The 13,230-nt window shown below is 48.9% G+C and carries 11 protein-coding genes; 10 read left to right on the forward strand and 1 reads right to left on the reverse strand.

Going from position 1 to position 13,230, the window contains the following annotated elements:
* Nucleotides 1-12 precede the first annotated feature (12 nt).
* From Enr17x_RS19750 to Enr17x_RS19760, 3 genes are all read left to right on the forward strand, one after another.
* Nucleotides 13-1,536 carry a 2-isopropylmalate synthase gene (locus Enr17x_RS19750; protein ID WP_145311441.1) on the forward strand — a complete coding sequence of 508 codons (1,524 nt, stop codon included), beginning with the start codon at nucleotides 13-15 and terminating at the stop codon, nucleotides 1,534-1,536.
* 32 nt (nucleotides 1,537-1,568) lie between these two features.
* On the forward strand, nucleotides 1,569-2,030 hold the full coding sequence (locus Enr17x_RS19755) for a hypothetical protein (RefSeq protein ID WP_145311442.1): 462 nt from the start codon (nucleotides 1,569-1,571) through the stop codon (nucleotides 2,028-2,030).
* Between the two features lie 450 nt (nucleotides 2,031-2,480).
* Nucleotides 2,481-4,232, forward strand: coding sequence for an ArnT family glycosyltransferase (locus tag Enr17x_RS19760; protein WP_145311443.1), 1,752 nt, complete (start codon nucleotides 2,481-2,483; stop codon nucleotides 4,230-4,232).
* A 14-nt stretch (nucleotides 4,233-4,246) separates the two neighbouring features.
* Here the strand turns inward: Enr17x_RS19760 and Enr17x_RS19765 are convergent, their stop codons facing one another.
* Entirely contained in the window at nucleotides 4,247-4,894 is a 648-nt protein-coding gene (locus tag Enr17x_RS19765; protein WP_145311444.1) for a molybdenum cofactor guanylyltransferase, read from the reverse strand.
* Between the two features lie 72 nt (nucleotides 4,895-4,966).
* Between Enr17x_RS19765 and Enr17x_RS19770 the strand changes: the two genes are divergently transcribed.
* The 7 genes from Enr17x_RS19770 to Enr17x_RS19800 all read left to right on the forward strand — a co-directional run bounded on the left by Enr17x_RS19770 (nucleotide 4,967) and on the right by Enr17x_RS19800 (nucleotide 13,217).
* Nucleotides 4,967-5,398, forward strand: coding sequence for a YkgJ family cysteine cluster protein (locus Enr17x_RS19770; protein WP_145311445.1), 432 nt, complete (start codon nucleotides 4,967-4,969; stop codon nucleotides 5,396-5,398).
* A 618-nt stretch (nucleotides 5,399-6,016) separates the two neighbouring features.
* Nucleotides 6,017-6,475: an HU family DNA-binding protein gene (locus tag Enr17x_RS19775; RefSeq protein WP_145311446.1), complete on the forward strand. Its 459-nt coding sequence runs from the start codon at nucleotides 6,017-6,019 to the stop codon at nucleotides 6,473-6,475.
* A gap of 532 nt (nucleotides 6,476-7,007) precedes the next feature.
* Nucleotides 7,008-7,226: a hypothetical protein gene (locus Enr17x_RS19780; RefSeq protein ID WP_081459548.1), complete on the forward strand. Its 219-nt coding sequence runs from the start codon at nucleotides 7,008-7,010 to the stop codon at nucleotides 7,224-7,226.
* Nucleotides 7,227-7,558: 332 nt separating this feature from the next.
* Nucleotides 7,559-8,497 carry a dihydroorotate dehydrogenase gene (locus Enr17x_RS19785; RefSeq protein ID WP_145311447.1) on the forward strand — a complete coding sequence of 313 codons (939 nt, stop codon included), beginning with the start codon at nucleotides 7,559-7,561 and terminating at the stop codon, nucleotides 8,495-8,497.
* An 81-nt stretch (nucleotides 8,498-8,578) separates the two neighbouring features.
* Entirely contained in the window at nucleotides 8,579-9,559 is a 981-nt protein-coding gene (gene trpS / locus Enr17x_RS19790) for a tryptophan--tRNA ligase (RefSeq protein ID WP_145311448.1), read from the forward strand.
* A 10-nt stretch (nucleotides 9,560-9,569) separates the two neighbouring features.
* Nucleotides 9,570-10,229, forward strand: coding sequence for a hypothetical protein (locus Enr17x_RS19795; protein WP_145311449.1), 660 nt, complete (start codon nucleotides 9,570-9,572; stop codon nucleotides 10,227-10,229).
* A 96-nt stretch (nucleotides 10,230-10,325) separates the two neighbouring features.
* Complete coding sequence (locus tag Enr17x_RS19800) at nucleotides 10,326-13,217, forward strand: outer membrane protein assembly factor BamB family protein (RefSeq protein ID WP_145311450.1); 2,892 nt, start codon at nucleotides 10,326-10,328, stop codon at nucleotides 13,215-13,217.
* The last annotated feature ends 13 nt before the right edge of the window (nucleotides 13,218-13,230 follow it).

Raw genomic sequence — 13,230 nt, forward strand, 5'->3', positions numbered from 1 at the left:
TGGAGAAAACCAATGTCCGATGACACAGTAAAGATTTTTGACACCACCTTGAGAGACGGTGAACAATCGCCCGGTTGCAGTATGACAACCGCCGAAAAGATGAAAGTGGCTAAGGAACTCGTGAAACTGGGCGTGGATATCATTGAAGCCGGCTTCCCGATTGCCTCGCCAGGCGATTTCGAAGCGGTTCGTAAAATTGCCAATGAATTCGGCAGCCAGACAACGATCTGCGGATTGGCCCGCTGCCGGAAAGACGATATCGACCGGGCCTGGGAAGCTTTGAAAGACGCCGAAAAATCCCGTATTCACGTATTTCTCGCGACCAGCTCTATTCATCGCGAACATAAATTGAAAATGAACAAGGAACAGATCGTTGAGACCGCTGTCGAAATGGTGAAGCGAGCTCGCGATTATTGCCCTGATATCGAATTCTCACCTGAAGATGCCGCCCGTACCGAGAAAGACTTCCTGTGTGAAGTCGTCGAAAAAGCAATTGACGCCGGGGCGACGACCGTTAATATCCCGGATACTGTTGGCTACGCAACGCCGGCTCATTTTCACGATGTGATCACAACACTGAAGAAGAATGTGCCGAATATCGATCGGGCTGTGATCAGCACCCACTGTCATAACGACCTCGGACTCGCGGTTGCGAACAGTCTGGCCGCTGTCGAAGCCGGCGCACGACAGATTGAATGTACGATCAATGGATTAGGCGAGCGAGCCGGTAACTGTGCACTGGAAGAAGTCGTAATGGCATTGAAAACACGTGCCGACTATTACGGCGTGCATACGAATATCAACACGAAGCGGCTGTATCCGATCAGCCACCTTGTTTCGACAGTCACCGGAATGACGGTTCAACGAAATAAAGCCATCGTAGGAAAAAATGCGTTTGCCCATGAGGCCGGTATCCATCAGCACGGCATCCTTCAGGAACGAACGACTTACGAAATCATGCATCCGGATGATGTCGGTTACGTCGGCTCGAACCTCGTACTCGGCAAACATAGTGGACGTCATGCATTCCGTGACCGGATCCAGTCATTGGGACACACATTGGACGATGAAACCTTCGAACGGATCTTCAAAGAATTCATCGTTCTCGCGGATAAGAAAAAGGAAATCTATGATTCCGACATTGTCGCTTTGATTGAGAACCAGGTGACAGACGCGCCGGAAAAATGGAAAATCGCCCGCTTCCACACCTCTGCTGGAACAGGTACGATCGCCACAGCGACGATTGAGTTGGCGGATGAAAACGGAAAAATTCACTGCGATGCCGCGACCGGCGATGGCCCGGTAGATGCGGTGTTTCGAGCACTGGAACGGATTTCGGGAATCACCGCTGTTCTGGAGCAATACCATGTGGGCAGCGTTTCCAGCGGAAAGGATGCACAAGGGGAAGTGCGTGTGGAAGTCCGCATTAACGGAGAATTGTTTACTGGCCGCAGTGTGAGCACTGATATTATTGAGTCGAGTGCGAAAGCGTATCTGCAGGCAATCAACAAGGCAGCTGCCAAACTGGAAAACTGAGAATTATCTCTTCACGCGAACACGAGTCAGAAATGACAACCGACGATCCTGAGTCACAGACCAAAAGCTTCAACGGCAGAACGATTGTTCTGAGCCTGTTGATTTTTGGTCTGCTGATGTCAGGTTCGCTGTATCTGTTTCAGGCCGTGAATACGTTTCATTTTGCAGATACTCAAAATGCTCTGGCGAGAGAATTCCCCGATGCCCGTCCACGCGTGGAAGGGGGTCGGCTCAAAGGCAAACCGGAAAACCCACTCACCTTTCGCGTTACACTGGCAGTTCCCTTTAATCCGAATGAGGATAATGCCGCCATTCAACAGATGACTGATCGGATTCTGGAAATTGCCTCAGAGAACATGGACCTGACCCAATATGAGCAGGCAGAGCTCCATTTTTATCAGGCGGTTCCAGAACAAACTATCATCATGCGGGATGTCAAACGCGATCTCAAAATGTGGCTGAATCAACGAACTCTGAATTCGATTCCTCGCTGACCACGCGTCGAAGCCAACGACAGTCATGTCGTTTCATACGACACCTGTAATTCATTTGAATTTGTACCTGCCCTTTCCTGTATTGTCTCAGGTCCTGTTTTCCCGTTTCCCGACGCGAATTTTCAGGAATCCACCGGTTAAGTCATCACTGGCACACACATTGCTGCGATTGAAATCAAGCCTGTCATCATATGCGTTCTGAAAAGAACAAGTAGGCTTCCCTCCAGCCAAAGTGATGACGCCCGTCTTAAATTGGCTGGAGGGATAGCCGCCCCCGGAAAGTTCTCTTACACTGAAACCGGGCTCGTCCTGGTGCCAATTTCCAGCGAACTGATCACTTCTCCCTCCAAATCTCTCTTTCGCGTCTCAGATACTCCGGCTATCATCAAATCAGCATACCAGACAAGACACCCTGTTTTTTCAATCTGAGCACGGACAGCGATCAATCTCATGCAGAATCAATTACGAACAAGTAAAGGATTCTGGTCTGTAGTTAGCATTCTCCTGCTATTTCAATTCTGCCTGGGTCTGTATTCCTCTCAAAAATTGACGGTCACTCATGACGAGTATTGGCATATGCCCGTTGGTTTACTTGGCTGGGAAACAGGACGTTTTGACTACGATCGTCTGAACCCTCCTCTGATTCGAACCTGGGCTGCAGTGCCTCTGTTATTCACTTCAGCCCAAATGGGGAACCCAGAACACTCCTCGGATCCCGCGGATTATGGAGATGCTTTTCTCCAGGCAAACCCGGAAAACTACCATCAGTATTATGCGCTGGGACGGATTCCGATTCTCCTGCTTTCAGTCGCATCAGGTCTGCTGCTGGCAGTATGGGCGCGGGAACTGTTTGGAACTCCCTCAGCCTGCCTGGCAGTTCTGCTCTGGACGATGAGCCCTAATATTCTGGCCAACGCAGCACTAGGGACACAGGATCTGGCGATCGCGGGCTTCTTCCTCGCGACGGTTTACTGCGGCTGGAAGTTTGCAAAGCAGGTTTCCTGGAAATGGGCTCTGATCACCGGCTTGATTCTGGGGCTGGCACAAATCACCAAATACACGGCAATCCTGCTGGTGCCGATTCTGATCATCCAATGGTTTCTGCTACGGGTGAAAAATACTGACGTCAACCGTGACATCCCCCGAAAAATAATCCTCGCCCGATGGGGGGCAATCCTGCTGACGAGTTGTTTTGTGTTGAACACCGGCTACTTGTTTCAGGGCAGTTTTCAGCCGATCAGTGCCTATCAGTTTCAGAGTTCCGAGCTCAAAGTTTTGAATCAGTTCCCTTCACTGCTGCAAAGCATCCCTTTGCCGCTCCCTCGCGATTATCTTCTGGGCTTTGACTTACAACGTTTTATCATGCAGCAATCGCATCCCACCTTTCTGGATTCCGAATGGACGCTGACCGGGTTTCGCAGCTATTACTTTTACACCCTGGTTTATAAGCTGCCTCACGGCGTTCAGTTTTTGCTTCTGCTGGCTGCTTTTCAATGGTTTAAACAGCGAAACCAGCCAGGCTGCATGTCACTCCGCACGCTGGGTATGCTGCTGACACCGGTCGTTTTATTAATTAGTATCGCGAGTCTGTCGAACAACCAACTGGGCCTGAGATACATTCTCCCCGTCTTCCCATTCCTGTTTTTATTGATCGCTCCATTAGCGGAACAACTGGATCTTGAGAAGAAAAAACTCTATACCTATGCGATCATTGTCGCTGCGCTGACACTGCCTTTCTCGCTCCGATTTGCTCCGGATCATATTGCCTATTTCAATGAACTTTCTGGCGGACCGGAAAACGGTGGCATCCATCTGATCGACTCGAATCTCGATTGGGGGCAGGATCTGTACCGGCTGAAAGAGTACCTGCAACAGCACACAGTAAACGACCTTGGTCTGGCCTACTTCGGGACAGTTCCTCCCTCTACTCTGGGCGTTCCCTATCGCCTGCCACCCGAATTTCATCCTGAACCGGGAACTTATGCCATTAGTGCCAGCCTGTTACAAGGGCGCCCTTATTCCATTCGCAAACAGGACGGGAGCCGTCATAATCTGGGGAACGATGCTCTGGGTTATCTCCGTTTCTTCAAACCCAAGGCGCGTCTGGGATATTCGATCAATGTTTATGAACTGACGCCGGAAGATGTGATTCGCTGGCAAACAGCGGTGAGCCGCGTCCAGCGGGGGCTTCCTATCAACTGATTAGTGATAGGAAATTACACAAAGGGGACGCGTGTGATTGTATCCAGCCCCATCTCTCGCAACAGATTCAGATATTGCTCGCGTGTATTAATATTTTTCAGTCCCTGTAAATGCGGGTCAACTTCGCGCAGATCCTCGACATCCAGAAAACTGGTTTTCTCTGTCTCTGCGAGATCGAGGGGGCGTCGTTTATTTTCGCTTAACAAGCGGTGAATCGGTCCGATCAGCGATGTCCGATAGACGGCTGCCAGAGGGTGAAACCATTTTCCTTCACGAACCATAGCCAGTTGATTTTCTTCCAAACGGGAAATGATCATTTCAATAAACTCGGAATGAATCAAGGGAGTATCGCAGCCTGAAACATAGGCGGCATCACACTCATCTTTCAGGACTTCCAGCCCGTGTCCAATGACGGACAAGGGCCCTGCTCCTGGTTCCCGATCATGCGCGATCGACACGGACTCAGGCAGCTCAGGAAGTTCCTGAGCTTGCGAGGACATTACAATCACTGGGGAAACAACGGAAGAAACGATTCGCACCACTCGCTGTAACATGAATTCATTTCCCACAGGCAACAACGCCTTGGGATAATTCATACGCGAACTTTCTCCTCCACAGAGAATGATCCCGCCGATCTTCATTTGCTGGTTTGAGTTTGACATATTCTTGCAGGTAACTTACAAAAAGAATTCGAAAAATGCAGTTTAACACAAAACAGAGAAACGATCTGAAAAATGAGTGATCAGAATTCTGAACAAGCCCCCTGGTATCGAGATGGATTACAATTTACGTGTACGCAATGCGGCAATTGTTGCACAGGAGATCCCGGTGTTGTATGGGTCGATGATTCAGAAATAGAGGCAATTGCAGAACTAACGGGTAAAACAAAGGGAGAAATATTGTTAATGCATACCCGCCTTTACGCAGGGCGGCGTTCATTAACGGAATTTGCGAACGGCGACTGTACGTTCTTCGATCCGGAAAAACGAGGTTGCACTATTTATGAAGCCCGCCCCACTCAGTGCCGAACCTGGCCGTTCTGGAACTCAAACCTTGAGAGTAAAGCAAGTTGGGACTCACTCGCACCAGGCTGTCCGGGTGCAGGTAAAGGCGCGTTTGTCAGCTTTGAAGAAATCCAAAAGCGTGCCGCACAAACAGACTTATAATCTCTGGCTTTTTATGCTTACAGTCAAACCAGTCACTTTGTGGTAACACGTTTAAACGAGCCTCCGTCTACTTCCTATAAATTCAGCTTTCGATGCGAAAAGATTGTTTTGACTTTCCTGAGGCACAGGAAGTGGATGAGCATTTGCGATTTAATAAGTATCGATTCATAAAGGCTTTGTATCTCTCAATTACTGTGAAAGTCACTCTCCATCCCACTTTTTTCAAATTTAGTGAGAACTTTGTAAAAAAAACCTCGCAGCAACAACTGGGGATTCTGACAAGTTTGCGAATACTTGGATGAACTCATTATACGAGGAATACCAAACCCCCTATCTAACTGCTGATAAATGAGTTACACAACATCATATCTGTTGATAACCTTCTGGAACAGTCTCAAAACACTTGTGTAAGAATTACCGCCGCTCAGTGATACTTTGTATAATATCGCTCTGATTCCCTTCCCCTGCCAAAGATCGGTCTTGACTTACTGTTCAATTGTGGGAAATAATCTATTATGACACTAAGTCGTGTAACCCATTACAGTTGAGACGGCTCATGAGTGCCCAGCGGAAGGGCGTAGCTGTCCGACGGCTTCTCAAAATTGGGAGAACCCAGTCGTGACGAAAAAAGAGATAGTCAAAGTAATTTCGGAAGAGATTGGTCTGACGCAACTCAAGACAAAAGAGATCGTGCAAAAAACGTTTGATGCGATTGTTGACACTCTTGTCACCGACAAGCGCATTGAGCTCCGTAACTTTGGCGTATTTGAAGTCAAAAAGCGGGCAGCGCGAAAGGCCAGGAATCCTCGCACAGGTGATCGTGTCGACGTTGAAGAGAAATACGTCGTAACATTTAAACCTGGCAAGGAAATGGAAAAGCGTGTGCGGAATCTGGAAGAAGAAGCAGCAAGACTTAAGGCAGCTGCTTCACAACCACAGGCGAGTGCTCCTGCGGCTTCACAGCCTCAGCAGACACCACCGGCGGCACCACAATCTCCAGGTTCAGCTCCGGGAACCCCACAGGTAGGAACTTATAATAACGGTTCATACCCTTCGGGAACTCAGCATACACCTTAAGCCTGCATCCTCAAGACTTTACTGCTGAAAGAACTGGTATGAGCTTTTTCATAACCGGCCTGTTTTGAAAGTACCGAAACAGTCCGGTTTTTTTATTGCTTCAGTTCCGTATTGTTCACAACGAGAATTGCCTCAAAACCTCACGATCCCTCCCCGTCATAGTGAGTCCTATCAAACGAAAATGACTCCACTTACACCAAATATGCAGCGGCAATAATGAATAGTTGTTCCGTAAATTGCTTTGATTTACAGCTCTCGCCTCCTGTTTTTCGCCAGATAAACCGATTTACTACAATAATTGGAATAATCCGTATTTTTTACCAAAGTCTCCTGATCTGATTGTCGATAAAACGAACTAGAGGAAATTAAAGGTGGTATTTATAATTCCTGCCCCTCTCCTCGAGTAACATTTCAGCACTTTAACCCCTTCGATATTGGTTTGATGCCTTTCATTCAATGGTTTGAATTAAGGGATCGTTGCCTGGGATCAAGACCAGCACAAATATGGCACGACCATATCATGGAGAAAAAAATGCGTAAGTTCCTATTGGCCAGCATGTTAATTGCAGTTTCTCTCACTCAGGTCGGATGTGTGGTTCCTATCTACTCATCCTCACGAGATGATCGTGCTCGTCAATTAATTTTCCAGTCAGAAAGTATGCGACATATACCAAAGATCTGGGAACGGATCTGGGGGTTGGATATGCCCGATGTGGCAACACCTTATCGAACTCACGGCGGCGTGATTTAATTCACGCTTCTGGCTAAACGCATGATATTACCGCTCTGTTCAACCTGGTTCCGTATCAATTGAACAATCATAATCCAATAAAATATTCACAGCTGCCATAAAATTGTTTTTGGCAGCTGTTCTGCGTTTAAGGATTCTCTTTTCAGGGGTAGACTAACTGGTCCTCTCACAGTGAGAACGCTAAGATGAGCTTCTGTGGGTCGTTAGCCCCCTTCACAGTGCTGTGATTCGTCATCAATCTCATGACACGATGGTTGGCATAGCACTTCTTCACTATCCAAACTCAAAAGCTCGATCATGCAGCCTTAAACTGCAACGCGGATAAACAGACGATGAACGCCCCGACCCAAACGGATCTCTTATCAGTCACCCTGAACCGCCTCACACTAAAGAACCCGATTCTGGTCGCATCGGGAACATTTGGTTACGCGCGTGAAATGCAGCCCTTTCTCGACTTCTCAAAGTTGGGTGGCATTATCCCGAAAACAATCACCACAGAACCACGGATCGGAAACCCTCCGCCACGCACGATCGAAACCAGTGCCGGCCTCCTGAATTCGATTGGACTGGATAATGATGGGATCAATCTGTTTCTGGAAAAGCATCTGAATTATCTATCTTCGCTGGAGACTGCTCTGATCGTCAATATCGCAGGACGCAGCATCGATGAGATGGCAGTGATGGCATCCCGGCTGGATGCGTTTGGAGATCAAATCGCTGCACTGGAGTTGAATATCTCCTGTCCGAATGTCAGCGGTGGTGTTGATTATGGCACTCAACCCGAGATGACAGAAAAGATGCTCAAACAGGTCACTGAAAGCTGCCAGCTACCGATCATTGCCAAACTGACGCCGAATGTCACCAGCGTCGTGGACATTGCCCAAGCGGCTGCTGCAGGCGGAGCTGATGCTGTCTCGCTGATCAATACAGTACAGGGAACCGCTATCGACTGGCGTCGCAGAAAACCCATTCTGGGAGGCGTCTTTGGAGGTCTCAGCGGCCCTGCCATTAAACCGGTCGCCTTGCGAGTGGTCTGCCAGGTAGCACGTGCTGTTGAAATTCCGATTATCGGTGTCGGCGGTATTTCCAATATCGACGACGTAATGGAATTCATTGTCGCAGGTGCTTCTGCTGTTCAAATCGGGACTGCGAACTTTTACAATCCCGGTCTGGCAACCCAGCTTGTCGGAGAATTGGAGCAGATTGTTCTCGAAGAAAAATGTGCCCATATGAGTGAACTTGTGGGCTCTCTTGTGTATCCAGAAAGATAGTTTACCAGTAAATCCAGCTCCGTTCAGAGACTCAATTTCAACATCCTACAGATTTTAAAAAATAATAAAGAGAAACAGTACATGCGAGTGTTATCGGGGATCCAGCCAACGGGCCGTTTTCATTGGGGCAATTATTTCGGGGCGATCAAGCAGTACATCGACCTGCAGGATAATGAGCAGGCATTCTACTTCATCGCTGATTTACACGCACTGACGACAATCCGCGATGCAAAGCGACTGAGACAGAATTCCCAAGAGGCTGCCATCGATCTGCTGGCGCTGGGTCTGGACCCCAAGCGGGCAACACTCTTCCGCCAGTCAGACGTTCCTGAGGTCACCAGTCTCACCTGGATTCTGATGACGATTACACAAATGAGTCTGCTGGAAAAATGCCATGCCTACAAGGATAAGAAGGCAAAAGGGATCGCCGCGGATGCAGGGCTGTTTACTTATCCGGTTTTGATGGCAGCCGACATTCTGCTGTATGACAGTGACCTGGTTCCTGTCGGACAGGATCAGATTCAACACGTCGAAGTCACTCGGGATCTGGCACAACGCTTTAATACTCTCTTTGGTGAAACACTAACACTGCCGGAATCTCGTGTCCTGGATACGTCGGCCAAAGTACCGGGTATCGATGGCGAGAAAATGTCCAAAAGCTATAAAAATGTGATTGAGATTTTTGAGACTCCGAAAAAACAACGTAAAAAAGTGATGTCGATTAAAACCGATTCGGCAACGCTGGAAGATCCGAAGGACCCGGACAACTGCGCTGTGTTTGCCTTATATAAGCTGTTTGCCGACGAAACTCAGCAGGCAGAGCTGGCAAAACGCTATCGAGCGGGTGGCATGGGCTACGGAGATGCCAAACAGTCGGTACATGATGCGGCCCTTGAATACTTCGGAGAAGCCCGCGAACGCCGGGAACAACTGGCAGCCGATACGGATACTCTTAACGATATTCTGGCTGAGGGAGCCCGACAAGCCAGGGAAAAAGGCAAGGAAGTTTTAGACCGGGTTCAAGCAGCCTGCGGCCTGGGATCAACTTATATATCAAAATGAAATACAACTTATGCCGGATCAGCCTTCAGAATCACAGCCTGCTCAGCGGCATTCTAATGCCAGCTTCATTCAATGGCTCATCGTCTCATTGATTTTGATCACGGCTCTGTCTCTGCTCGCGGTCCATCTCCCGGAGCGATTGAAGCTGCTGCTGGTTTATGCGGTCGTGTACGGACTGATCTCCGGCGGTGCATTGACGACCCTCGCCATCAAACTGGGAGTGCCTGTCAAACGGACACTCATTCTATCCATTGTCTTACTGACCATTTTGGGACAATCGCTGATTCTGTATTTATCCCATCAGCGTTATCAGGAAGCTACCCTAAAACAGTTTAAAACAGATAAGACATCGATTGTCATTGACCGTATGTTACGAAGTGGCGAACCGCCGGAAGATCCTGAGGCACGCAAAGAGTACGAACAGGTCATCGAACAATTTGAGAAGGCGAAAAAAGAACGTAGAGAGAAAGAACAGCAGCTGCTTGAAATTTCCTCGTATCTGCAGCATCGTATTTCTCCCATTGCCAAGTTGGAATCCCCCTGGCCTTTCCTGTTCTGGCTACTGGAACTCATATCATGTTGCGCAGCAGCGATCTGGGCCAGCCAACAGGTTGCAAAACCGGATCCGAAATCTCCCACCGAAGAGGGGCTGAACGATACTGTGAGTTGAATGCCCTCTGATCACATGGTAGCTTGATCATATACGATTCTTGATACCCGACCCTGCTTTTGCCGTTGATCTCAAAACCTGAAAAAGGTGCGACCAATGACCAACCTCTGTTTACACCCGATAATTCTGTTTGTCTTACTGGTCCAATTCTTTTCAGGATCAACTGAAGCCAATGACTGGCCGATGTGGAGAATGAATCCACAACGTTCAGCAGCCACGACAGAAACACTTCCAGAGTCCCTGCACGTCCAGTGGGTTCATCAACTCCCTCCTCTGGAACCAGCATTTAAGAATGCACGATTGCAATTCGATGCAGGCTATGAACCAGTGGTCAAAAACGGGATCTTGTTTTATGGATCATCCAGTACAAATTCAGTCACTGCTATTGACGTAGAAACTGGCAGGGAACTCTGGCGTTTCTATACGAATGGCCCCGTGCGACTGGCTCCGGTTGCCTGGAATAACTCGCTGTTTTTTGGCTCGGACGATGGATGTCTTTATTCCATTGAAGCACAAACCGGAAAACTGCAGTGGAAGTTCCGAGCGGTCCCTTCTAGCCGTCTGATTCTAGGCAACCGTCACTTAACTTCAGTCTGGCCGGTTCGCGGTGGTCCTGTCATCGAAAATGACACGATCTATTTTGCAGCAGGTGTCTGGCCGTTTGAAGGTGTTTTTATCTATGCTTTGGATACAAAGACAGGGGCTACGAAATGGGTCAATGATCGTCTGGGATTCATTTACGGACAACATCCCCATGCCGCCGAGGCGTTTGGTGGCGTGACTCCTCAGGGATACCTCGTGATTTCCGAAAATGAATTGATTGTTCCCTGCGGAACAGCGTTTCCTGCACGACTCAACAAAGAAACGGGGGAACTCATCGAATTCGAACTCCCCAAACCGGGTCGCACCCCTGGCGGCTGGTTTACTTCCGCAGGAAAAGCAGCACGGCGCGGCGAGACCAAACTTGAGAAAACAGAGTTGCAGTTTGATCGGGACGTGAATTCCGCGCGCCATGAAAACGGACAGAATTACGGCCCTGATGGAAAACGAGGCCTGCGTCAACAAATTCAGGCAGGCGATCAACGACTGGCTTACAACAAACCGATTCCGGGAGTGAGTGGAACTATCCACTCTCTCCTCGTAGCAGCGAACCGATTATTTGTTGTCACGCTGGAAGGAAATATCTACTGCCTGGGGCCTGAAATAAAAGAACCGAAGACCTATATTTCTCCGATCAAAGAACGAAACAAACGTAATCATACTCCCAATTCTGCCAACACACCGGCCATCATTTCGGAACGTCTATCCGCTGGTGGCTATGTTTTCATCGCAGGTATTCCCGATGAAACACTGATTGACGGATTACTCAATCATCAGGGTTTGCAAGTTGTTGCCTTGGATACGGACTTAGACCGAATCGCAACTCTTCGCGAGGAGTACCATGCAAAAGGATGGTCTGCTTCAAAATTCTCATTTCTTCCAGGCTCGCTGTCAGACTTTGAATTGCCCGCCTATTTTGCGCAACTAATCATCGCCTCAGAGCCACAACAATCAGGCTGCGATTCACGTTCACAACTTGTTTCAAAACTATACCCGTCTCTCAGACCTTATGGGGGCAGCCTGCTGGTAAAATGTACGGAGCAAACACACTCCAGACTGGCAGAGAAATTCAAGAATCTATCTCAGGCACGGATCTCTCGCAAAGACGGATATACGGTTTTTGAAAAAGTGGGTGCACTGCCAGGCTCTTCGAACTACACCGGCGGCTGGTCGAGTCCGGATGAACTGGTGAAAGCACCAGTGGGTGTTTTGTGGTACGACGACAGCATCGGCAACTTCAAACGTGCCCCCCAACCGCATTTTGTTGATGGCGTCATGATTTCACACTCCAAATACTGGCAGGGTTATCCGGCTGGAATTCGTCCACCATATAAATTGCTCGCACCGCAATTTTCTGATGTCTATACCGGCAGAAAGCTGAATGAAATACAGGCAAAAAAGCTGGTCGCAGAACTTCCAATGTTCGATCGAAACCAGAAACAGCCGAGCCAGTATCGTCCCCCGTATCAGAAAAATGACTGGAGCCCTGCCCCTCCCGTGATTGGAGAACGCACCAATCCGCTGACAGGGCAATCAGAGCCCCGCGCGTTTCCTAAAAGTTACGGCTGCGATGGTGGCGTTGATTACAGCTACCTCTACACCATGCGTTCGGGAACCGCCGCCTTTTATGACAAACGCGTGGAGAGTGGAACAATCCACATCAGCGGACCGCGTTCAGGCTGCACGAATAGTATCGTTCCTGCCAACGGCCTGCTCAACGTGCCCTATTATTTCCAGGGATGCACGTGCAGTTATCCACTTCCTGTAGGGCTATCGCTCATTTCATTGCCGGAGACACATGAGCAATGGATGGTCTGGGGAAAAAGCGAAGTGAAAGACCTGCAACGCGTCGGCTTAAACTTTGGTGCCCCCGGCGATCGCATGACTCACCGAGGCACACTCTGGCTGGATGTTCCGAGTGTCGGAGGACCTTCCCCAGAACTGGAACTGGCAGTGGAACCCAAAACTGTTCAGCCGTTTTATGAACATGCCCTCTGGATTGAAGGGGGGCGAGGCTGGCCTTGGGTTGGCGCATCCGGTATCACCGGCGTCGAAAAGATTAGCCTGAAAAATATCAAACCCGATGAATACACCCTGCGTCTCTATTTCCGGGAACCCGATTTTTCTGTACCGAAGAAGCGTGTCTTCAGCGTGAATTTAAATGGGAAACCGCTCATCAAAGATCTCGATATTTTTCAGGAAACAGCGTCCCAACAACAGATTCTGGTGCGTGAGTTCTCTCAGATCTCTCTGAATGGAAATCTGGACCTGACCTTTACCGCCAGTGCCGGCACACCTCTTGTTTGCGGTGTGGAACTGGTCAAAAAGAGTCTGCCTCTGGATTCGCTCGTTGAACTCCCCCCCCCGAAAACCGAAGCTGCTCAGTAAAGAGTGATTTCCT

Origin of the sequence: Gimesia fumaroli (assembly GCF_007754425.1) — a bacterium.
Classification (GTDB): Bacteria; Planctomycetota; Planctomycetia; order Planctomycetales; family Planctomycetaceae; genus Gimesia; species Gimesia fumaroli.